Genomic DNA, 21,431 nt, shown 5'->3' on the forward strand with positions numbered 1-21,431 from the left:
AAAGAACCTTCTTCCCCCGGTGAATTTTTCCTAAACGAAATTTTTTTCTCTTTTCAAAGGATCGTTCGCGTTTATAACACGTTCCGCTATGTCATGGAGTAATTCTTACAATCTACAAGACGATACGTTCGTCGGAAGCGGAGGATCCAAGATCTTCTATCGCACCTACCAACCTAAGGAAGGTAGAAAAGGAAACCGGGTTCTCGTGGTTCAACACGGAATCGGAGAACACAGCGGACGTTACGAATTTTTAGTCGAAGCTCTCGCCGGAACCGGAACCGCTCTTTATCTCATCGATTCGAGAGGACACGGTCGTTCGGAAGGTAAAAGAGGGACCGTGGATTCTTTTTCGGATTTTCTTTCCGATCTGGACAAGTTGATCTCGATCGCAAAAGAGAAAGAAAAAGTTTCCACAGTGACTCTCTTAGGTCATTCGATGGGCGCCGCGATTTCGACCCTTTATGCGGAAGAAGGAACCAATCAGGGAAATCTCAATTCGCTTATCATTTCGGCGCTTCCGATCCGGGTAAAATTGGATCTGGTGATGAAAATCAAAAAAGGAATCGCTCCTGTGATCGCGGATCTTTTACCGAATCTGACGATGCCGACCGGTTTAAACATCAATCATCTCAGCCACGATAAATCGGTTGTGGAAGCGTATAGAACCGATCCACTCGTTCACGGAATGGCCTCCGCTTACCTTGGAAATATGCTTTTGAACAGCGAAGGACCGATTCTCGGAAACGCCGGAAAAATCAAGGTTCCGATTTACATCTTTCACGGAAAAGAGGATTACATCGCGGATTTCACAGGAAGCGAAGCCTTCTTCGAAGTTGTGGGCTCTTCCGATAAATCGATGAAGATCTACGAAGGTCTTTATCACGAAACGATGAACGAGCGTATAGAAGATAGAACCAAGGTTTTAACCGATCTCAAAAAATGGTTTGAGTCACATACTAATTGACAGACAGAACGTTTGTTCTGTTTGTATCTAAAAAAATCATCGACCGGATTCTTCTTTTTTGGTAAGATTGGATTCGGTCGAAAGCCCTTTTTCAAAACAAATCTCAGGAACTTTATATGTCAGCAAAAGGAATATCCAAAGACATGATCGGAACCAAACTGGATCGCTACGAATTCGACGTAGAAAGAGGAAAGATCCGCGAGTTCTGTCAGGCAATCGGGGAAACCAACCCGATCTATTTCGATGTGGAAGCCGCTAAAAAAGCCGGTTACGAAGACACCCCCGCTCCCCCGACTTATCCTACCGTGATTCAGTTTTGGGGTTATCCGAAAATCTGGCAAGATATGGAAAACATGGGAGTGGACACTTCCAGAATTCTCCACTTAAAGGAAAAATACACATACTTAAAACCGATCTATCCCGGAAGAGTTTCTTCTCAGGGAGAATGTATCAACGTTACGGTCGGCAAAATGGATACGATGACTTTCAAAACTACGGTTAAAAACGCCAAAGGCGAAGCGATCGTAGAACAAGAAATGTCTATCTTCATCAGAAAACCGGAGGCATAAGATGAGCAAAATCGAATATGATAAAGTCGAAGTAGGACACGAACTTCCTCCCTTAAAAACCGAAGTGATCACGCACGCGAATCTGGTTCGTTACGCGGGAGCTTCCGGAGATTTTAATCCGATTCACAACGATCCGGACTTTGCCCGCAAGACCGGTCTCGACGGAACGATCGCACACGGTATGTATGTGATGGCTCAAGTCGGAAGACTTTGCACTTCTTGGGCGGATCAACAACAGATCAAGGAATTCGGCGTCACGTTTAAGAACATGACCAAACCGGGTCAAAAACTTACCTGCACCGGAAAGGTAAAACGTAAGAAGGAAGAAAACGGAGAAAAACTGATTACCGTCTCCGTCGAAGCCGCGGACGATTCCGGCGAAGTAAAATGTTCCGGTGAAATGTTGGTAATCGGCTAACACCGATTAGACTTTTTTCGTAGAATAAGATTCCACTGCTATGACGGTGATATCGTCATAGCGTGGATTCTCCCCTCTGGTCAATTCCTCGATCTTAATGATCTCCTGAATCAACGCGATCAATCCGAGTTCCCTTCCTTCGTGAAGGGTTTTAGTAATCAGTTCCATATTGTATTGTTTCGTATTTAAGGAATCCTTCATACGATTTTCGATCAACCCGTCCGAGAACAGCAGAAGTCTGGAACCGGTAGGAAACGCGACCGTCTTCGATGCGATTTCCAAGGATTCGAACAAGCCGAGAATCGGTCCCGTCTTTTGCAATAAGGAAGGAAATTCTCCCGGCAACTGAAGAATCTGATCGGGATGTCCCGCCGATGCGTATGTGAATTCTTCCCTTTCCACGTCTATGTCGCCGATCATACACGGGAAAATACTTTCCAAAGAATCGAATTTTTTCAAGAACCGAAAGTTCAATTCCTTGAGAATCTGCGCGGGGTTTTCCAGATTCTTCAGTTCTTCGTATTCCGTCTTTAAGGCCATCGTCATCAAAGAAGCCTGAACCCCGTGACCGACCGCGTCCGCGATCACAACTCTCACCTTTCCGGGAAGAATTTCGGAAACGTCCAAAAAGTCGCCTCCCACTTTTTCAAGTGGCATGTATTCGTAATGAAAGCGGATGCCGGATATACTTCGATCCAGAGGCGTAAGAATTTTTCTCTGCACGTTCTGCGCGATTTCCAACTCGCGGTTGATCTGGATAATGTTATCGTTCAACACGCGGGTTCGATCTTCGATCTTTTGAACGAGTTGTTCCTTCATCTCGAAAAGTTCGAGATTGGAAGTTCTTAAGTTCAAAGCAAGCTCGCGGGTCTCCGCGAATTTTCTGGATCGTTCGGATGCGAGAAGAAGCGATTGTAGAAATACGAAAAACACGAGCGCGTAATGGGAAGTCTGAATACTTCCGGTTTTCAAAACGCGCGCATAGAATAAATCCACGAGCACCGCGATAAAAAGAATTCCCGAGCCGTAGAGAATGTAAGTGTAATTTCTTTCCTTATCGAAATCGATCTTTAGAATCGTGTAGAACAGATAAAAAATCGTCGCGAGAATAAAGTAGTGATAGATCGATATGTTCTGGTTGTTGAACTGCATATCCCCGAACAAAGTCACGATGGAGAAAAGAATCGAAAAGATCACACCCGCGTTGATGAACTTCCGATTCACGTAAGGCGCAAAAACGGAACTGAAAAACAGAAGAAAAAACGGTACGCTTATGGACAAGGTAAGATGATTGATCTTATTGATCCACGACCAGGGGATCTGCGGAAAAAATAACATTACGATTTTTGAATTTATAATCGAAGTTCTAAGACAGATTACGAGGCTGTACATTCCGAAATAAAGCGGAGAAACGCTGCTTCTTAGATAAAGATATTGGAATATATGATAGATTCCCATAATCAGAAGACTGCTGAAGGAGAATATATCGAAGAACAAAGTGATCGCTCTGGAAACTCCCGCGGAATCGGAAGGACCGATCGAAATCGGAAGAAGAACTCCGGGCATCGTGGATGAGTAATTGGAAACGAAAATTTCGACTTGGATCTCGTCCTCGTCCGCAAAGAATAAAAAATCCCTCGGTTCGATTCTCGGGATCGTCGTATCCGCGCTGATTCCGGGGATTCCGCATTCTCCGATCAATTGCCCGTTGATCTTTACTCGATACGCGGAAGCGACCGCGCCCAAGGAGACGGAAAGAATTTTCTTTTTCCAAACATCCGGAAGAAAGACCTTCAGACGATAGGTCGCGTAACCGAACTTCGGATAAGCTTGGTGGCTTTTGGATTCGTTCGTCCAAGAACCTGGAACTCCGATAAAACCTTTGGAATGATTTTCGACTCCGTCGTCCGGTTCTTGCAACCAGTTGAATTCCCATTCTCCGTTGAGTTTGGTCATTCCGAAGTCGGGATCTTGAATTCCTCGGAGATCGATTTTGCCTTGATAGGCTCTGAGACCGTCCCCCGCGTTCCAAGGGGAGGAAATCATGACTAAAATGATAAGCGCGAACGGACCGATTAAGAAAAAGAATATTTTTGAAAATTGCATCTCGAATCCGAATCCGTTCTGATTTAAAATCGTAATTCAATTGAGGGTCGTCAATTGCATATAACAACTGACGTAAGATTAAACTTAAAAAAATTACATATGACTGGATCTTTTTGGTTTTTTCAAAGAATCTTACTTAAAAAAAGGATAACGCATTGAAAAAAGATAAAAATTCTTTCCAAACCGATACAAACCGGCCGGAATCCGCGGTTTCTTTGAGGAACGAACTTATTTCCAAACCGGGTCGTAAACAAAAGAGCGTCGGTTTGGCCCTAGGAAGCGGTTCCGCAAGAGGATGGTCGCATATCGGCGTTATTCGTGTTTTGGAATCCTACGGTTGGAAACCGGATATTATCTGCGGAACCTCCATCGGTTCCCTCGTCGGTGCGTTTTACGCCGCCGATAAACTGGATCGATTGGAAGAATGGGTTCAGACCTTGGAATGGAAGGACATTCTCGGGTTTATGGACATCTCTTTTGGAGGAGGTCTTCTCGGTGGAAAGAAATTATTCGACTTCTTCGAAAAGGAATTTAAAGATCTTAACTTCGAACACCTAACGAAAAAATACGGAGCGGTTGCTACAGACATAGACAACGGTTCCGAAATCTGGCTTCGCGAAGGTTCCGTTCCGGAAGCGGTTCGCGCTTCGATTTCTTTGCCGGGAATTTTTTCTCCCGTCAAACGGGACGATCGTTGGCTCGTCGACGGAGGCCTTGTCAATCCCGTGCCTGTTTCTCTTTGTAAGGCGATGGGAGCCGAGTTCGTAATCGCCGTCGATTTAAACCAAGACTTGTTGGATCGAAAAGAATCGAACGAAGAATCCAATCCGAAAGAAAACAGTCGCAAGTCCTTTCTCTCTCATTTTTGGGGAAAGGATTTGGAGGAGAATCTCCGCAAAGAAAAGGATGAAAAACCGGGAATGATCGAAGTCATGTCCAAGAGCATCAACGTTATGCAGATTCGGATCACTCGAAGTAGAATGGCCGGCGATCCGCCGGATGTGATGATCGCTCCGAGACTGAGAAACATCGGTCTTATGGAATTTCATCGCGCCAAAGAATGTATCGAAGAAGGAAAAAGAGCGACGGAACTGATCTCCGGATATTTGGAAAAACCGTATTGAACCTTTTTCTGGATTGCGCTTATCAAAACGATTCCGGATTCTTTTCCGCATGGGGAAAATCGAATCGTCGACGATTGTCGATCTTCGCAAAGTTCCGAACCGCTCGAAAAAGAAAAACAGGACTCGAGATAAAAACATGAACAGATCCAAACGTTTCGGCATAATTCCGTTTTCTTCGCTTTTTTTGATTACGATTTCATTCTTTTTTTCGATCGCAAACTGCACGAAGAAAGAATCGATATCGATCTTGGAAATCCGGGATCTTACCGAAAAAGAAAATCTCGTGGAAGCGCTTCAAAAGGCGGAAGCCGATCTGAAACTCAAAGGAGATTCCGCCGAACTTCTTTATGTTCGAGGTTGGATTCGTTATCTTCAAAAAAATCAAAACGCGGCGATGAACGATTTCAAAAAATGTATTTCACTCGATTCCAAATCCCTGGATTGCAAAAGAGGACTCGGTCTCGTTTACGAATCGAACAAGGAATACAAAGAAGCCGAAACCACGTATCAGGAAGCGCTTCAAATCGCAAAGGAAAAGGGCCCGGATTTCGAAGCCCTTCTTCATGAAAATCTCGGAAGTCTTTATCTCAGACAAAATCTGAGAAAGGAAAGTTTAAGCGAGTTTCAAAACGCGATCACCTTATCGGACAAAGGCGACGCGTATTACGGATTCAGTTTGTGTTTGATTATGGAGGGAAATTCAGAAGGGGCGATCGCTTCGTTGGAAAAGGGAATTTCAAAACCGTTCCGAGCCAAGGCGTTTCAATCCGAATCCCATTTCTTATTATCCAAATTCTATTTTGAAAAACGAAAAGATCCCGTCAAAGCGGAAGCCGAAATCAAAAAGTCGATCTCCATATTTCCTCTTCACAAAGAATATCTGGACGCATTACAAACCTACACAAAGGAAAGAATCAAATCCGGTCTTTGATTTCACATGATAAAAGCATTTTATAGACTCGTTCATCAGCAGATCATCGTTCCGTTTCAACAATCCCACGCGCCCGTAAAAGAGGTTTGTTTGGGAACTTCCATCGGACTTTTCTGGTCCTTAACGCCTTTGATCGGAATCCAAATGTATCTGGGATTGATCACCTGGGTTCTTTTACGATTGGTCGGAATCCGTTTTTATATGCCGATCGCGATCGCGATGATCTGGATCACGAACCCGGTCACACTTCCGTTTTTCTATTATATCTTTTACGTCACGGGAATCGCCGCCTACAATCTGTTAGGTTGGGATATGTCCGCGATGAACTTCGCGAGAATTCTCGAAGTGATCGATCATTCCAGTTCTTTGGAACTCTACGAAGGATTGAAATACTGGAGCGCGTTTTTGATAAACGACATGGGCGCTCCGATGTTTTTGGGAGGATTTCTGATCGGAATTCCTTCGGCGATCGCGGGTTATCCCATCACCAAATCCCTGCTCAACGGATTTCGGGAAAGACAAGCAGAAAAAGAAGGACTCAGTCTGCAACAATGGGAAAAAAAATACGTTCGTAAGGAAACGGATAAAAATCGTTCGATTTGGAATATTCTAAAAAACTAATTTAGAGTGATCTTCATTCTTCTTGCGAGTTCCTCGGGACTTAGGTTTAAAATCTCCGGTTTCGACTCGGCCTCTTTGATCAAACGAACGATCTCCCGGTTTAAAGGCGCGGGATGGCCCATCACGTCGGCGAGTTTGATCACTTCTCCGTTCAAGGAATCGATTTCGGTCGGTCTTTTTTGAACCAAATCCTCCCACATCGAAGAACGCGCCTGCGGATCGATCTTAACCATATTCGAAGCGATTTTAAAAAATAAAAAATCGGGAAGATTCAAAATGATCGGCGCCAAACTCGGAATCATCTTTCCCGAACGAACCGGTCTGATTTCTGCGAGTCTTAAAATTTCGAGGGATTCTCTCATCAGTTTGGAAAGAATTTTGCGATAACCCGGTTTCGAAATTTCGGTCTTTAAGGTCAGACCGGAAAGCGCGTTTAAAGAATTGTTCAGGTTGAAGATCAGTTTTCCCCAGAGAATTCCGCCTATGTTCTTGTGCGTGTTGGTCGGAAGTCCGGCGCGATTGAAAATTCCCACCAAATCTTTGGAAGATTTAGAATGTTCGATCACGAGATTCCCGCTGGTTCCGCGATGAAAATGACCGCTTCCCTTGGAAACGACGTTGAACGGAACCATTCCCGCCAAAACTTCCACCGGAAGATCTTTTAAACCTTCCTTTAAAACTTCCGCGTTTCGAACTCCGTTTTGAAAACTGATCACGATCGGAATCGAACGAGAAACCGAATGGAGCTTTTGTCTTTTTTCCAGAATTCCTCTCAGTTCCTGAGCGAGATCCTTTGTGTCCTTGGACTTTACGGTGACTAAAAATACGTCCGCGCTCAAAACGTCGGAAAGCGAAGTGGAAAAAGGAATCGATCCGGGAGCAAGAAGAATCTCCTTGTTCGTAAAATCGGTGATTTTTGCTCCGAAAGTTTTGAGTTCGTTTTGAATTCTTTCCCTTCCGTACAAAAGAACCGGATTGCCTCCGGCCAAAAGCCTGCAACCGATATACGTTCCGATGCTTCCGGAACCCAAAACTGCAAAGGAAAGATTCATGGGATTCGCATCTAACCAGAATTAGAATTTTTGTTCTACAACTATACGCAGTTAGTCGGAAAAAAACAAAAAAAAGGACCCCGCGTGGAACGCGGAATCCTATCTTGCACGGTTACTGGAATTTACTAGGAAACTATATTATTGATTCGCCTTCGCGTTGGAAGCCATAGAAAGGAAGTATCCTTCCACGTCGTACCAAGTTTGGCCGGAAAGAAGAGTGTTGGATGCCTGAAGGTGATCCACACCGGTAGTAAGAATTCCGTAAGAAGGTCCGCCTTTCCAAGTTCCCCATTTTTGAGAAGTTGCAGGAACGAGTCCGTCGTTGTCTCCGCCTTGTCCGTTGAAAACCCCGCCCGCCCAGCATGCAGGATAAAGGATTCCCATCAGAGGGTGTTGAATCAGATCAGGAATGGTGATCGTAGAACCGTAAGAGAAATACTTCACCGCGGAACTGTTCGGAGTGTATCCGTTGAAGGATGCCATTCCGCTTGTAGTTAAGGAATTCAGAGCCTTAATTGCGTCTTGTTGTCCGCCGCCATAAACCAATTGAACCACAACACCCAAAACCGCGGAAACGAAAGGTTTCGCCCAGCTTGGAAGAACCGTGTTCACGATGTCGGCGATCGGAGATCCTCTGTGTGGAGAATTCAAAGAAGTCAGAGTGGAAACTTTACCGGACATTCCGAGGTTGGAAACCATGTAACGACTGTCCAATCCGCCTTGAGAGTGACCGATGATATGAACTTTAGTAAAACCGTTTGCCGCCATATAGACGTTCACTTTATCTCTGAGTTCCGCGCCTCTGGTCTCGTTGGACTGAGCCGCCGTTTTTGTAGGAGCGTAAACGTTCGCGCCTTGATTTCTCAAGTAGGTGTCCATTCCACCCCAGTAGTTTACGATGCTGATAACTCCGCTGGAATCGGTTCCCCATCCGAATAAACCGTGGGAAAGAACGATTGGATACGAACCGGATAAAGGTTTGGAAGAAGATCCTCCGCCGGAAGCCATTAGAGAGCCCGACAATAGGAAACTGATCACGATCAATAAGCTTAATTTGCGCATTTCAAATACCTCAATTCTCTTCACTATTCTTAGTTTATTTTTTTTTATTTTCGAAATTCGCTTCGGTCTTCTTCGCTTGTAGTGTTTGATACACCGAGGTAAGAATTTAAACTTAGATAATTTGCTGTCAAGAGGATTCATAGAAAAAGTTCATCTTTTAAATAACAAACGTTTGTTCATTTATTTTTAAAAATCGGCAGCGTTTTATAAATTTCAAATCCATTCTTCTCTTTCTTAAACTTGCTCAAATCGGAAATTCGAGCGAATTTATCCAAAACAAATGTTTAATAAAAAATATAAGGGACTTGTCTATAGAATGACACAGAATTAGAACGTTTGACTTGTCGCAAAAATCGCCCGAATTCTGCTCCAAACGCACACAACGTAAGTGATATAAATCAATTTCTGCCGGAGAATTTATGATTTAATTTTTTCGTTCTTAGGATGGCCTTTTAAAAATGAATTCAAAGATTCAAATTCATTTCTTGGGAGCCTCCGAAACGGTCACGGGCTCCAAATATCTGATCGATACGGGTAAGAATAAAATCCTAGTCGATTGCGGATTGTTCCAAGGGCTCAAGGAGCTCAGACTTCTTAACTGGTCCCAACTTCCGATCCGCGCATCCGAAATCGACTTCGTTCTTTTAACGCATGGACATCTCGACCACGCGGGTTATATTCCGAGATTGGTAAAACAAGGGTTTCGCGGAAAAATTTTGGGAAGCGCTCCCACTCTGGAAATCACGGAAATCATTCTCAAAGATTCCGGAAAAATTCAGGAAGAAGAAGCCGACCGAGCCAATCGAGGCGGATATTCCAAACACAATCCGGCCGTTCCTCTGTACGATCTCAAGGACGCGACCGAATCTCTTTCGTATCTACATCCGGTGGAACTGGATCAATGGAAGGATCTCGGAGAAAATCTTCGAGTTCGGTTTAAATACAACGGACATATATTAGGAGCTACTTATATAGAATTGGATGTGTTCGGGGAACGTTTCGTTTTTTCGGGGGACATCGGAAGACCGAAGGATATTCTTTTATATCCTCCGGAGCGGCCGGAACAAGCCGATTATCTTTTTGTCGAAAGCACGTATGGAAATAGAATTCACCCTTCCGATCCTGAAAATCAATTGATCGAAATTCTAAACGAAACGTTGAAGAACGACGGGACCGTTATTCTTCCCAGCTTCGCCGTGGAAAGAACACAAAGCCTCATGTATCTTCTTTGGAAATTAAAATCCATGGCGAAGATTCCGAACGTGCCCATGATCCTGGATAGCCCGATGGGTAGAAACGTATTCGAAGTTTTTCAAACTCATACGAAATGGCATAAACTTTCTCCGATGGAATGTTCTCAGATCTGGGATTCTTTTCAAAAAACGGAATCGGTGAAGGAAACATACAAACTCGCCGAAGACCGTTCTCCGAAAATCGTGATCGCGGGAAGCGGTATGGCGACCGGCGGAAGGGTTCTGACGTATCTCCAATATTATTTGGAAGATCCGAATTCAACGATTCTCTTATGCGGTTTTCAAGCGATCGGAACGAGAGGAAGACAACTTCAAGACGGGAATCACGAAATCAAAATTTACGGTAAGTTTTACGAAGTGAAAGCGAAGATTCGTTCGATCGACGGGTTATCTTCTCACGCGGATCAAAGGGAAATTCTTCATTGGCTCGGCGCCTTAAAACAAAAACCGAAAAAAGTTTTCATCGTTCACGGCGAAAAAGGTTCTTCGGACGCGCTTCGGGTCAAACTCAAAGACACTTTACAATTCGATTGTGAGATTCCGAAGTTGTTCGAAATAATCGAGTTGGAAGCGTAAGAATTCATGTCCGAAAAAAAAGAACCTCTGTATCTAAAGAACCTAGGGATCGACACCAATCAGGAATACGTGATCTTTTTAAGAAGGGATTCTCCCGTTTGTAAGTCGGAAGGATTTGTCGCTCTCAACCGAGTTCAAGTGGAAGTGGGCAACAAAAAGATCATCGCTTCGTTGAACATTTTCGAAAACGAAATTCTTCAGATGGGACAAGCCGGTTTGTCCGAAAGCGCTTGGAAGGCGGTTCACGCACAGGAAGGAGATCCGGTGTTTCTTTCGCATCTGCAACCGGTTTTATCGATGCACGACGTTCGTTCCAAAATTTACGAAAACAGACTCGGGGAAGAATCCTTTCAAAGAATCATACAAGACATTAAGGATGAGAAATATTCGAATATTGAGATATCGTCGTTTATCACAGCTTGTTCCGGGGATCACCTCAACTTAGAGGAAATCAAGGCTCTTACCAAGGCGATGATTAGAACCGGTTCCGTCTTAAAATGGAACAAACATACGGTCGTCGACAAACACTGCGTAGGCGGTCTTCCGGGAAACAGAACGACTCCGATCGTCGTTTCCATCGTCGCTTCGGCCGGTTTGATCGTTCCGAAAACCTCTTCCAGGGCCATCACTTCTCCGGCGGGAACCGCGGATACGATGGAAGCCGTTACGAAAGTAAATCTCGATCTTTCCAAAATGAAATCCGTAGTCGAACAAGAAGGCGGTTGTATCGTCTGGGGCGGTTCGATCGGTTTGAGTCCAGTGGATGATATTCTGATTCGTGTGGAACGAGCGTTGGAAGTGGACAGTGTGGGACAGATGATCGCATCGGTATTATCGAAAAAAGCGGCGGCAGGCTCTTCTCATGTTGTGATCGACATTCCGATCGGAAAGACCGCAAAGATAAGAACAGAAGAAGATGCAGAAAAGCTAAAATACTATTTTACCGTGGTCGGAAAGTCCGTGGGTTTAAAAGTTAAGGTCTTGATCTCGGACGGCTTGCAACCGATCGGAAGAGGAATCGGTCCTTCTCTTGAAATTAAGGATTGTATCGAAGTATTGAAAAACGATCCGAAAGCTCCTCAAGATTTAAAACAAAGAGCTTTGACGATCGCAGGTATGATGCTCGAGTTCGCGGAACCGCATCGATATAAGAACGGAAACGGTTTCGAAGCCGCGCTCGAAATTTTAGAATCGGGTCGCGCTTGGGACAAGTTTAAGAATATCTGCAAGGCTCAAGGAGAATGGAAAGAACCTTCCGTTGCGAAATTTCGCTCCGACGTTTTCGCAAAAACTTCCGGAATCGTTACCGAAATCGACAACCGAAAGATCGCCAAGGTCGCTCGATTGGCGGGAGCGCCTCACAGCAGTTCGGCGGGAGTTTATTTTCTCGCCCCTTTGGGCAAACGAATCGAAAGAGGAGAGATTCTTTATACGGTTCATTCGGAATCGGAAGGGGAAATGGAATATTCCTTCGAATATCTGAACTCGGAGAACGGAATCATTACGATTTCATAAAAAACGAATATGAAAAAAATATTATTTTACTTTTCCGAAAACGCATCTTTGGCAAAAACCGTTTCGGAAATTTCCGGAATTCCTTTGGGCAAAGCCGAGTTCGGAAAATTTCCCGATGGAGAATCAAAACTCAGAATCGACGAAGAATTGAAGGATTTCGAGGTTTATCTGCTTTGTTCCTTGGATCGACCGGATTCCAAAATCATTCCCTTGATCTTTTTCTGCGAAACCGCAAAGTCCTTAGGGACTAAAAAAATCCATCTTATATCGCCTTATCTATGTTACATGAGACAGGATAAATCTTTTCACACAGGAGAAGGAGTCAGCGCGAAATACTTCGCGTCCTTGATCTCTCGTTATGTGGACTCGATCGTAACGATCGATCCCCATCTTCATAGAATCAAACGTCTTGAGGAAGTGTTTTCGATTCCCTCCAAGGTTTTGCACGCCACGAGTTTGTTCGCGGAATATATTCAAAAAAACGTAAGTAATCCGGTGCTGATCGGACCGGACGACGAAAGTAGCCAATGGGTCCAGGAAGTCGCGGGAATATCCAAAAGTCCTTACACCGTTTTGGAAAAAAATCGAAAGGGAGATTGGGACGTGGAAGTCAGCGCGCCGAAGATGGAAGAGTATCTCGATCGTACTCCGGTTTTGATAGACGACATCGTTTCCACGGGAAGAACCCTCATTCAAACGATTTCACATCTAAAAAAATTAAAACTGTCCGATTCGATCTGTCTTTGTGTTCACGGAATTTTTTCGGAAAATTCTTTCCAAGAGTTATCACAAAGCGGGGTTCAGACGATCGTTACGACCAATACGATCGCACATTCGAGCAACGAAATCGACGTGGGTAAGTTGATTGCGGAGAATCTTTTTTAATCGATTCTTTTTAGCCGCTTCGATGATCCGGAATCGGAGCATCCAGTTGGATCCGAATTTTTTTCGCGTGAGAATTGCTCGGGTCCAGTTGATCCACCTTCTCCAATAACTTTACGGTCACGTCCTTCTTATGAATAAAAAGATAGGACTCGGCTAAGTGCGCTACGTTGTTTAAAAATTCAGGTTCGCGAAGAAGCACGCGTTCTCCCAATTCCACGGCTTGTCGAAACCGTTTGAATCTTTTATAGATCAAAGAAGCGATAAACATCGTTTCCACGTCTTCGGGAAACTCGGAGATCAAATCTTCGAACAAAGAAAGAGCTTCCTCATACTTTCCGGTTTTATAATATACTTTCGCGAGTTCCTTTTTGAAAACCGGAGACATATTTCCGTCTTCGATTCTACTTTTTAGATTTTCAAGATGATACAAAGCGTGTTCCCAGTTTTCCGCATCCAAATATTTCGAATAGGTTTCGTCCGGAAATTTAAAGGATAAATTCCAAGTAAGAGTTCCCAATCGAACGGGATCTTTTAGATACGTGATTTTGAGAACGCTTAAATCGTCCGTCAATTCTCCGTAATTCCGAAGTCCTTGTATGAGTAGTCCGAGATCGCCTCTGGATTCTTCCACTCGTTTTAAGAATTGGGATTCGTCCTCGTTGATAAGTCTGGTTCCGTCGGGATCGACCCCGAGCAAAAGATCGTCTCTTCCGTCCGATCCGATAAAGATTGAATCCCCTTTTTCGAGGAAAAAAGTTTTCACCTTCATCTTACTTTCCAAACCGGTGATTCCTATTTTACGAAGTTCTAATTTATCTTCGATAAAGGAAGAAACCCCGTCCCGATAAAGAACGGTCCAAGGATGTTCCGCGTTTAAAAAGAATAGAATCCCCGATTCCAAATCCACCAAACCGAGAACGACGGAAATCAACATCGAACCGTCGAAGGATTCGAATATGTTTTGAAGTTCTAAAAAACATTCCTTGAGCCAGAGTTCGGGAGGTTTGGAATGATACGAAGAAGACGTTTTCGTTCTGGACAAGAAAGAACGGAACACGACACCGAGAACCAACGCTCCTCCCGCTCCTTGAATCGACTTTCCCATCGCGTCGCCGTTGACGAATACGAGATACTTCCTATCTTTTAATACGACTTCGTCGGCGATGATGATATCTCCTCCGATTTCCTTCTTCCATTGTTTAAATTCGAAATGTTTCTTTTGACGGCTGAAACCTTCCACGAGAATCGTTTCGTTCTGAACCTTATAACGGTTCAACGGATCCAAAAGAAGCGAGGTCAAAAAATAATCCCCGTCCTGCTGGATCTTGAGTTCCTGAATCTGACTCAGAGTATCTTCCAATTGGCCGGTTCTCTCCTTAACCTTTCGGTCCAAATCCAGGTTCAATTCTTCCACTTCGTTATGAACCCTCAAAAATCGATTCGCGAGAATGAAAACGATCCCGAGTTCGAACGTGAAAAATCCGTATTTTAGCAATCCATAATTTTCTAAATAAGGAACCAACTGCATCGATCCCACGAGATCGGTGATCGCGGAAACCAAAAGAATGATAAAACCCGCGAATAAACGGATGCTGTCCTGATTTTTCCGATACAAGGCCCGAAGCATGATAAAAAGCGAATATGCCGCGAAAACAAAAACGGAGATTTGCCATATCTGCAAAAGAAGGACGCAAATCGCACGACTTGAAAAAGGGATCAAGGACGTAAGAGCCAACGCGAAGAATTGATAGAATCTGGAGATCGAACTGATCTTTGAATCGAAAAAATTATCCAGAAACAAAAGAAAGAACGCGGTAACGTTGAAGACGACCATGTATTCCAACTTCATCTGAAGAAGAGGATCCAAGTTGAGTTCGTAAACGGAGTTGCTTCTAAGATAGATATACGTCGAAAGCGATATAGAAAAAAGACCGAAGAACAGATTGTATTTTTCCTGAGGACGTTTGAAATAAAACAGGAAGTGATAAAAGCCTACGAAGAGATACAAAAAGGAAAGCATCAGAGTCGATCGTTCCGAAAGAATCAAAGCGTTGCGCGATTGAAGATCCACCACGGGCGGGGTCGAATCAAAACTCGCATAAGCGTCCAGTTCCTCTCCTGGATCGGACGAAAGAATCAATCGAATCTCGTTCTTACCGATCTTGATTTTGTTTTCGGGAATCGGAAAGATCACGTGTCTTTTAAAACCGTTCTTTACGATCTTTCCGCCAAGAATCGCGCCGCCTTCACCGATCTTTTCTCCGTTGAAATAAATTTCATAGACGTTGGTCAGCAAGGGAAAATGAATCGAAAGTCCGTCCATCGTGAGACTTTGTATGTCTTGCGAGGAAACGTCGAAGGTTTTGAGTAAGGTAAGCGTCGGGACCGCGTCTTCGGGAAAGGAAAAAGAACGAAGCAAGTCCTTGGGAATCGGAAGGGATTTGAATTCTTTCCAGGAAGAATCTTCGGCGCGAACATCGAGATTTTTTCCGGCCGCGATCCTCCAATCCTTAGTGATCTGAATCGGAAACGAGAGAATCGGCGAGGATAAAAGAAAAACGATCAGACTAAACGATCGAATGGAAATAATTTTTCGAGTTTGTGTCGGGATTTCGCTCATCGTTCGTTCCGCCGAAAAATCTTTGATAAAGGGCGATTCCGATTTTGCAAGAAATATTAAACGAAGTCCGATTTTAAACTACTCCATCACGATCGTTATATCGACGCGACGATTCTTTTGTCTGCCTTGAAGCGTGGAGTTATCCGCGATCGGTTTCGACTTTCCGTATCCTTCGTAGGACATTCTTTTTTCTTCGAGACCTTGTTTGTCGCGAAGTTCCTTTAGAACGCTTAACGCGCGCTCTCTGGAAAGTTTGCGGTTGTATTCTTCGCCGCCCGAGTTGTCCGTGTGGCCGCTGATTCTGATTTCGCGGTCTCCGTATTTTTTCAATACGGACGCGATTCTTTCCAGCTCGAGTTTCGCCTCTTCCTTTAACTCGGAACTATTGTAATCGAACAACACGGAGTTCAACGAGATGGCGATTCCTTCCTCCGTTCTTCGGATTTCAACCGGAGGACCGGACGGTTTTTCCGTTTCCGGTTTGGCTCGATTCTCCTCTTCTTCGGGCCAGGATAAAGTATCACGCGGAGGTTTTTTAGAATTTCGTTTCGGATCAGAGTTCGGTTCGATTCCGGTGGGAAGTTCTCCGCCCAAAATCTTGCGGATCTCTTCGGCGAACTTATCCTTATCGTTATCCGTAAGCTTTACGTTTTTATTATATACTCCATGGATGTCGAAGGACATCTCCTGCGCGCTTCCGTTCGCATATACGAACGTGTACGCGAGTTGAACCCTTTTGTATTGGGGAAGTCCGAGTTCGCGATCGAAAAAAACCATTCCCCGCGCGAAGCCGTAAATTTTAAACGGAACTCCTTCCCGGTTCATTTGAGAATCGTAATATAAGGAATAGTTATATTCGATACGATCGGCCCTACCCGAAAGTTTTTGAAACTCCCAGTTATCAAGACCGTGATACTTATACTTCGCAAGAACGGTGATCATAACCCTTCCGCCGGGAAACTGAAAATTCTCCGTTGCGGGTTGAGTCCATTCTTCCCCGATCGCAACCGGCGTTTCGGAAAAACTCGGAAGAGAACGAAGATTGGGCATCCCGTATTCTTGAGGAACCTTGTATTGTCCTATTTCCGTAATTTGAAATCGGCTCTTATACGTTTTGTCCTTTCTAAACGCGGGATCGACTTCGGGATAACGAGTGTATGTATCGAAAAAACCTTCGAGTAAACAAGCCTTGTTCTCGCAGGAAAGAGTTTGCAGAAGAATCCGATTCTTATCCTCTCTTTTGATTTTTCTTCCCTGACTTATCAATTGAACGCGATGATATTCGTTGAGCTCCACGTTCTCACCCGGAGTCAACTTCCATCGAAAAAGAATTTTTTCAGGTTCTTCCGAAAACAAAGAGTTAAGATGTATAAAACAAAGAATAAAAACGCAGGATAAGATTCCGAGGAAACCTTTACGTATTTTTTTCGAACGGGGATAAACTTTCAAAGACTTCCTCATAGTTTTAGTTTCGTAAGATTTCGTTAAAACATAAGAAAAGAGTAAAAAACTTTCCCAAAAAAACGGAGAATCGGACGAAAATTAAAATCAGAGTCCTGATTGTTTTGAGGAGAATCCAATGGAAGCGAGACTCGTTTACGTAACGACCAAAAATGAAAAGGAAGCCTTAAAGATCGGCAAGGCGATCGTGGAAGAAAGGCTCGCGGCCTGCGCGAATATTCTTCCCAAAATGAAATCGATCTATCATTGGGATAAGAAAGTCGTCACCGACAACGAAGTCGTTCTCATCCTAAAAACGAAAAGCGATCTTATGACGGAACTCACCCTGAGAATCAAATCTTTACACAGTTATTCGGTTCCCTGTGTGGTCAGCCTTCCCTTACTCGAAGGCAACCGGGAATATTTTTCATGGTTGTTCGGAGAACTTCTTACGGAATAGATATATTCAAAAAAGGTTATATTGTGCAAATTCACGTTAAACAAAAATTCACGGCTCTCACTTTCAATTCGGCTTTTTTCGGTTTTTACGCTCACGCGGGTTTTGCGAAAGGTCTTTCAGAAATCGGTTTCCATCCGACCAAGATCACCGGCTGTAGTTCGGGCGCTTTGATCGGTTCTCTCGTAGCCGCGGGCGTTCCGACCGATACGATGACCGACTTGATCTTAAATCTTAAGAAGAAGGATTTTTGGGAAGGAAACCTCATCACCAATTTCGTAAAACCGATCCGCAAAGGTCTTAAGAATTATTCCGGAATTCTTTCTGGTAAGAAGATCAAAGAATTATTAAAACCTCATCTGGGTCATAAAAAAATCGAAGACCTTCCCGTTCCTATGGGTGTTTCCGTTTCGAACATCACGAAACAAATCCGCGAATTAAAAACCAAAGGCGATTTGATCGATCAGATTCTCGCTTCGATGACCTTTCCCTTTCTTTTTGAAATTCAAAAATTGGGAGAAGAGGAATTTATAGACGGAGGAGTCGCCGATCAGGAACCGATCAAGGAATTGATCCTCGACAAATCGATCAAGAAGATCGTAGTTCACAGCGTCCGCACCAAAAAAGGCCATTCGGAAAAGGCGATGATCCGCGCCTTCCATTCTTCCGTTCAGATCATCGAAAACGAAACGAGGGAACTAAAGGAACTGCTCGCAAAACATTATAAAAAGCAAATATTAAGAATCGAAACCGTGACTCCTTATATCGACGCCGATCGACTCAAACACGGAAAGGAAGCGATGGAAGAAGGAAGAAAAAGCGCGCATCATTGGAAGAAAAAAATTCTCGCGTCCGCTTAAACTAGAACGTCCAACATAAGAACGACGAAATCGAGAACGATCTCGAACACGAATCGATTCCACGAACCGAATGCAACCGAAAGTTATAGAAATCACGGAGAATTACGTCAAACTGCATCGAACGCTTTCCGATCTGATGGGAGCGCCGGTCTTCAACTATAAAAGTTTCGATTTCTATTCCAATCCGGATTCACATTGGTTCACGAGAATCATTTTAAAAGGAAGCTTATCGCCTTCCGAACTCGTCAAAGAAGTAGAGGATCTGAGAAAAAAAGGATTTCATCCGGACATTTTAGATTTTTTGAATACAAGAGAACACGAGAATGCGATCCGCGAACTCGGCTACGATTCCTGCAACGAACAAGCGGGAATGTATCTCAAAGGAAACCCCGCCCCCTCGTACAAATCCAACACTTTAAAGAATTTAAATATTCAAAAGAACGCAATTACGGAAAGACTTGAGATCCGAAAAATCGAAACTCCGAACGAACTCAAGGATTGGCTGAAGATCGTAAACGAATCGTTTGAATCCGACGACCGCGAAAATTTATACCTAAAGCTCATCGATCGAAAGGAATTCCGTCTTTATGCGGGTTTTGTAAACGGAAACATGGCGACTACCGGAATGACTTTTTTCGACGGAGAATCCTACGGTTTGTATTCGATCACGACCGACCCGCGACACCGAGGTTTCGGTCATGCGTCCGTTCTCGTCGAACATATCTTAGGCGAGATTCGAAGGGACTTTTCGGGTTTTATCATTCTTCACGCGACGGAAATGGGCAAAGGAATTTACGAAAGATTCGGTTTTGAAAAATCGATTCTTCTGCGCCATTGGAGTCAAAGCAAAGTTTAAAACTTCGAAGTGAAATTTGCAAGCGCGGTTCCGATTGAATCCGGTTCGATTCGTAAAAGTCCGCGGGATCGCAAAGAAATCGATGCGGAAAAAGCGGATTCCGAAGCGAGAAAAATTCTTACTTGAGACGATTTCCGCAAAAGAATACGGCTTCGATCGAACCCGGAAATTCGAAATTTTCAAACGGGGACCAACCCGATTTACTTTTGATTTCCTCTTTGTGAAACGTCTTCGGTTTTTTTAGATTGAGCACCGTGAAGTTCGCGGAATAACCCGGTTCGATTCTTCCGAAACCCTTTCCGTATTTCGGAGGAAGATATTCGTTCACGAAGTCTCCCGGATTTTTCGAACAGATCTTTGCGACGGTTTTTAATTCCACTCCGCCTTTTAGAATCAACCATGTTACAAAAAGTGAATATGTATCGAGTTGCGAAATCCCGCTCGTTCCCTTGTGTTTTTCCTCGATACTGTGAGGAGCGTGATCGGTTGCGAGATAATCGATCCAACCTTCTTTGACTCCTTCGAGCATTCTTTCCCGATCCTCTTTGTCGCGCAACGGAGGATTCATCTGAAACCAATGACGGTTCTCGTCGGTAAGCATGGAACGATCGAAAAACAAATGTGTCGGCGTCACTTCGCAAGTGATTCGAATCCCTTTTTGTTTTGCGGCTTTGATCTTATTCAAACCGTCGCCCGTGGAATAATGACAGAGTTTACCTCGAAGATCGTATTTTTCGATCAGATACAACGCGAAGTCCGTCGCCATCGTTTCCGCTTCGGCGGGTCTTCTGTCTTCGTGCAGTTTTTCGTCCTGATGTTTTTCGAGAATTTCGGGATCTTCGCAGTGAAAGCTGATGTTCTGTCCCGCGTAATTGCGGATCGTATCTTCGAGGGTTTCGTTGTTGTGGAAAAAAAGTTCTCCGATGCTCGGGCCCATAAAAACCTTATACGGAACGGAATGCTCCAAAGGTTTCGTGTTCGGTCCTATTCCGGCGTACAACGTTATGTGGATGGGAGAACGATCGGCTAACTTGCGTTTTTTTGAATATGAATTTTCGTCCACGGGAGGAATCGGATTGTTCGGCATGTCCGCGACGTGGATCACACCTCCGTTGACCGCGGCTTCGCTCGCGGAAATAAAATCTTCCTTATACGTGTGTTTCCCGCTTTCGTCTTCTCTTGCGTGAATGTGAATATCTCCGAAGCCCGGAAAGATTACGGCTTCGTTCGGATCGAACCAGACTTCGTCCTTAGCATCTTCTTCGGAGACGTCGAACTCCAAACCTTCCCGAACGGACGTGATCCATCCGGTGGAAGGATCCCATTCCACCGTTCCGTCGAACTCGCGTTCGTGTGTGACGATTCTACCTGAGATTTTTCGAATCATGAAAGACGCAATTTCACTTAACGCAGATCACGTTAAACTTCATAGTTCCCGGATTGCTGGCTTCGGCTCCGTCCTTAAAATTTACGGAGAAATAATTTCCATTCTCCCCGTCCTGACTGGAAGACCAAAAGATCCCCGCGCTTCTCAGCTTTTGATCCGCTCTTTTGCTGAACGTTTTCAACTGATCCTTACCGGGAAGACGCTTGGCCTTTTCGTCGCAGATATCTTTCGCCTCGGCCCAAGTCGCCGATCTATGAAACGTATCGTCCCAACCGCGTTTGCCGTAAACGGGAGTTTTCGTGTGATAGTTTTCGCAGATAAAGTAACTGAAAATTCCTAAAAGAACAAGACTAAGCGCGAGAATGATCCGCGTTACGAGTTTTCCTCCGCCTTCTCGCGGAACTCTCACCTTGGGGGCAGCGCTTTTCTCCATGGCGAGTTCTTGGCTTTTGCGATGGAACTCTTGATTTCTTTGAAAATTCTTTCCTTGTTGCTGGCGTTGTTGGTGAGAATGTCTTCTGTTTCCTTCTCTTGGTTCGTTTCTCTGTTCGTTTCCGCCGCGGTTGGATTCGGAGTTTTCCCGATTCCTTTCGTTGCCTCCGCCTCCGGAACCTTTTTGATTTGAATTATGTTTCTTCCGGGGAGGCCTTCTTTTGTTTGCCATTTGGACCTGTGTTTTTGAATTTAAAAACTTCTCTTTGATTCGTACCAGAGAAATGATAAGTTGTAAATTAA

At 44.2% G+C, this 21,431-nt stretch carries 19 protein-coding genes; 12 read left to right on the forward strand and 7 right to left on the reverse strand.

All coding sequences use genetic code 11. The features are described from left to right. Positions 1–88 precede the first annotated feature (88 nt). From LEP1GSC052_RS14655 to LEP1GSC052_RS14665, 3 genes are all read left to right on the forward strand, one after another. Positions 89–964, forward strand: coding sequence for an alpha/beta hydrolase (locus LEP1GSC052_RS14655; RefSeq protein WP_010573506.1), 876 nt, complete (start codon positions 89–91; stop codon positions 962–964). A 116-nt stretch (positions 965–1,080) separates the two neighbouring features. After that, the gene (locus LEP1GSC052_RS14660; RefSeq protein WP_040913054.1) at positions 1,081–1,533 is read left to right on the forward strand and encodes an FAS1-like dehydratase domain-containing protein; all 453 of its coding nucleotides are present in this window, start codon (positions 1,081–1,083) and stop codon (positions 1,531–1,533) included. 1 nt (position 1,534) lies between these two features. After that, positions 1,535–1,951, forward strand: coding sequence for a MaoC family dehydratase (locus tag LEP1GSC052_RS14665; RefSeq protein WP_010573504.1), 417 nt, complete (start codon positions 1,535–1,537; stop codon positions 1,949–1,951). A gap of 6 nt (positions 1,952–1,957) precedes the next feature. Here the strand turns inward: LEP1GSC052_RS14665 and LEP1GSC052_RS14670 are convergent, their stop codons facing one another. Next, complete coding sequence (locus tag LEP1GSC052_RS14670; protein WP_010573503.1) at positions 1,958–4,057, reverse strand: SpoIIE family protein phosphatase; 2,100 nt, start codon at positions 4,055–4,057, stop codon at positions 1,958–1,960. A 155-nt stretch (positions 4,058–4,212) separates the two neighbouring features. Here LEP1GSC052_RS14670 and rssA point away from each other — a divergent pair, with 155 nt between their 5' ends. From rssA to LEP1GSC052_RS14685, 3 genes are all read left to right on the forward strand, one after another. Continuing rightward, positions 4,213–5,181, forward strand: coding sequence for a patatin-like phospholipase RssA (gene rssA, locus LEP1GSC052_RS14675; RefSeq protein WP_010573502.1), 969 nt, complete (start codon positions 4,213–4,215; stop codon positions 5,179–5,181). Positions 5,182–5,317: 136 nt separating this feature from the next. Continuing rightward, positions 5,318–6,112, forward strand: coding sequence for a tetratricopeptide repeat protein (locus LEP1GSC052_RS14680; RefSeq protein WP_040913055.1), 795 nt, complete (start codon positions 5,318–5,320; stop codon positions 6,110–6,112). 6 nt (positions 6,113–6,118) lie between these two features. Further along, positions 6,119–6,733, forward strand: a complete 615-nt coding sequence (locus tag LEP1GSC052_RS14685; protein ID WP_010573499.1) for a DUF2062 domain-containing protein — start codon at positions 6,119–6,121, stop codon at positions 6,731–6,733. Here LEP1GSC052_RS14685 and LEP1GSC052_RS14690 read toward each other — a convergent pair. After that, positions 6,730–7,785 carry a 2-dehydropantoate 2-reductase gene (locus LEP1GSC052_RS14690; RefSeq protein ID WP_020986311.1) on the reverse strand — a complete coding sequence of 352 codons (1,056 nt, stop codon included), beginning with the start codon at positions 7,783–7,785 and terminating at the stop codon, positions 6,730–6,732. The two genes, LEP1GSC052_RS14685 and LEP1GSC052_RS14690, sit on opposite strands and share 4 nt — an antisense overlap. A 138-nt stretch (positions 7,786–7,923) precedes the next feature. Continuing rightward, positions 7,924–8,847 carry a lipase family alpha/beta hydrolase gene (locus tag LEP1GSC052_RS14695; protein WP_040913057.1) on the reverse strand — a complete coding sequence of 308 codons (924 nt, stop codon included), beginning with the start codon at positions 8,845–8,847 and terminating at the stop codon, positions 7,924–7,926. A gap of 458 nt (positions 8,848–9,305) precedes the next feature. On the opposite strand from LEP1GSC052_RS14695, the gene LEP1GSC052_RS14700 reads away from it, so the two are divergent. Genes LEP1GSC052_RS14700 through LEP1GSC052_RS14710 form a run of 3 tightly spaced genes read left to right on the forward strand, consistent with a single transcriptional unit; the run spans position 9,306 to position 13,076 of the window. Further along, complete coding sequence (locus LEP1GSC052_RS14700; protein WP_020986733.1) at positions 9,306–10,676, forward strand: MBL fold metallo-hydrolase RNA specificity domain-containing protein; 1,371 nt, start codon at positions 9,306–9,308, stop codon at positions 10,674–10,676. 6 nt (positions 10,677–10,682) lie between these two features. Further along, complete coding sequence (locus tag LEP1GSC052_RS14705) at positions 10,683–12,191, forward strand: thymidine phosphorylase family protein (RefSeq protein ID WP_020986431.1); 1,509 nt, start codon at positions 10,683–10,685, stop codon at positions 12,189–12,191. Positions 12,192–12,200: 9 nt separating this feature from the next. Next, positions 12,201–13,076: a ribose-phosphate diphosphokinase gene (locus LEP1GSC052_RS14710; protein WP_010573495.1), complete on the forward strand. Its 876-nt coding sequence runs from the start codon at positions 12,201–12,203 to the stop codon at positions 13,074–13,076. Positions 13,077–13,086: 10 nt separating this feature from the next. Here LEP1GSC052_RS14710 and LEP1GSC052_RS14715 read toward each other — a convergent pair whose 3' ends face one another. Continuing rightward, a complete protein-coding gene (locus tag LEP1GSC052_RS14715) occupies positions 13,087–15,696 on the reverse strand; it encodes a SpoIIE family protein phosphatase (RefSeq protein WP_010573494.1) in 2,610 nt (869 codons plus the stop codon). A gap of 78 nt (positions 15,697–15,774) precedes the next feature. Next, on the reverse strand, positions 15,775–17,157 hold the full coding sequence (locus LEP1GSC052_RS14720; protein ID WP_010573493.1) for an OmpA family protein: 1,383 nt from the start codon (positions 17,155–17,157) through the stop codon (positions 15,775–15,777). Between the two features lie 118 nt (positions 17,158–17,275). On the opposite strand from LEP1GSC052_RS14720, the gene cutA reads away from it, so the two are divergent. From cutA to LEP1GSC052_RS14735, 3 genes are all read left to right on the forward strand, one after another. After that, positions 17,276–17,596, forward strand: coding sequence for a divalent-cation tolerance protein CutA (gene cutA / locus LEP1GSC052_RS14725; RefSeq protein WP_010573492.1), 321 nt, complete (start codon positions 17,276–17,278; stop codon positions 17,594–17,596). A gap of 23 nt (positions 17,597–17,619) precedes the next feature. Then, complete coding sequence (locus LEP1GSC052_RS14730) at positions 17,620–18,453, forward strand: patatin-like phospholipase family protein (protein ID WP_020985741.1); 834 nt, start codon at positions 17,620–17,622, stop codon at positions 18,451–18,453. 70 nt (positions 18,454–18,523) lie between these two features. Next, the gene (locus LEP1GSC052_RS14735; RefSeq protein WP_010573490.1) at positions 18,524–19,309 is read left to right on the forward strand and encodes a GNAT family N-acetyltransferase; all 786 of its coding nucleotides are present in this window, start codon (positions 18,524–18,526) and stop codon (positions 19,307–19,309) included. A 118-nt stretch (positions 19,310–19,427) separates the two neighbouring features. On the opposite strand, the gene LEP1GSC052_RS14740 is transcribed toward LEP1GSC052_RS14735, so the two are convergent. Together LEP1GSC052_RS14740 and LEP1GSC052_RS14745 are read right to left on the reverse strand one after the other, a co-directional pair. Continuing rightward, the gene (locus LEP1GSC052_RS14740; RefSeq protein ID WP_010573489.1) at positions 19,428–20,696 is read right to left on the reverse strand and encodes an amidohydrolase family protein; all 1,269 of its coding nucleotides are present in this window, start codon (positions 20,694–20,696) and stop codon (positions 19,428–19,430) included. Positions 20,697–20,709: 13 nt separating this feature from the next. After that, the gene (locus tag LEP1GSC052_RS14745) at positions 20,710–21,360 is read right to left on the reverse strand and encodes an LIC_10572 family protein (protein WP_010573488.1); all 651 of its coding nucleotides are present in this window, start codon (positions 21,358–21,360) and stop codon (positions 20,710–20,712) included. Positions 21,361–21,431 lie beyond the last annotated feature (71 nt).

Source organism: Leptospira kmetyi serovar Malaysia str. Bejo-Iso9, from assembly GCF_000243735.2.
GTDB lineage: Bacteria > Spirochaetota > Leptospiria > Leptospirales > Leptospiraceae > Leptospira > Leptospira kmetyi.

What these genes read in the sequence shown, in the direction of transcription:
- LEP1GSC052_RS14655 (WP_010573506.1), top strand. Translation starts at nt 89, where the DNA reads ATGTCATGGAGTAATTCTTACAATCTACAAGACGATACGTTCGTCGGA.
- LEP1GSC052_RS14660 (WP_040913054.1), top strand. Translation starts at nt 1,081, where the DNA reads ATGTCAGCAAAAGGAATATCCAAAGACATGATCGGAACCAAACTGGAT.
- LEP1GSC052_RS14665 (WP_010573504.1), top strand. Translation starts at nt 1,535, where the DNA reads ATGAGCAAAATCGAATATGATAAAGTCGAAGTAGGACACGAACTTCCT.
- LEP1GSC052_RS14670 (WP_010573503.1), bottom strand. Translation starts at nt 4,057, where the DNA reads ATGCAATTTTCAAAAATATTCTTTTTCTTAATCGGTCCGTTCGCGCTT.
- LEP1GSC052_RS14680 (WP_040913055.1), top strand. Translation starts at nt 5,318, where the DNA reads ATGAACAGATCCAAACGTTTCGGCATAATTCCGTTTTCTTCGCTTTTT.
- LEP1GSC052_RS14685 (WP_010573499.1), top strand. Translation starts at nt 6,119, where the DNA reads ATGATAAAAGCATTTTATAGACTCGTTCATCAGCAGATCATCGTTCCG.
- LEP1GSC052_RS14690 (WP_020986311.1), bottom strand. Translation starts at nt 7,785, where the DNA reads ATGAATCTTTCCTTTGCAGTTTTGGGTTCCGGAAGCATCGGAACGTAT.
- LEP1GSC052_RS14695 (WP_040913057.1), bottom strand. Translation starts at nt 8,847, where the DNA reads ATGCGCAAATTAAGCTTATTGATCGTGATCAGTTTCCTATTGTCGGGC.
- LEP1GSC052_RS14700 (WP_020986733.1), top strand. Translation starts at nt 9,306, where the DNA reads ATGAATTCAAAGATTCAAATTCATTTCTTGGGAGCCTCCGAAACGGTC.
- LEP1GSC052_RS14705 (WP_020986431.1), top strand. Translation starts at nt 10,683, where the DNA reads ATGTCCGAAAAAAAAGAACCTCTGTATCTAAAGAACCTAGGGATCGAC.
- LEP1GSC052_RS14710 (WP_010573495.1), top strand. Translation starts at nt 12,201, where the DNA reads ATGAAAAAAATATTATTTTACTTTTCCGAAAACGCATCTTTGGCAAAA.
- LEP1GSC052_RS14715 (WP_010573494.1), bottom strand. Translation starts at nt 15,696, where the DNA reads ATGAGCGAAATCCCGACACAAACTCGAAAAATTATTTCCATTCGATCG.
- LEP1GSC052_RS14720 (WP_010573493.1), bottom strand. Translation starts at nt 17,157, where the DNA reads ATGAGGAAGTCTTTGAAAGTTTATCCCCGTTCGAAAAAAATACGTAAA.
- cutA (WP_010573492.1), top strand. Translation starts at nt 17,276, where the DNA reads ATGGAAGCGAGACTCGTTTACGTAACGACCAAAAATGAAAAGGAAGCC.
- LEP1GSC052_RS14735 (WP_010573490.1), top strand. Translation starts at nt 18,524, where the DNA reads ATGCAACCGAAAGTTATAGAAATCACGGAGAATTACGTCAAACTGCAT.
- LEP1GSC052_RS14740 (WP_010573489.1), bottom strand. Translation starts at nt 20,696, where the DNA reads ATGATTCGAAAAATCTCAGGTAGAATCGTCACACACGAACGCGAGTTC.
- LEP1GSC052_RS14745 (WP_010573488.1), bottom strand. Translation starts at nt 21,360, where the DNA reads ATGGCAAACAAAAGAAGGCCTCCCCGGAAGAAACATAATTCAAATCAA.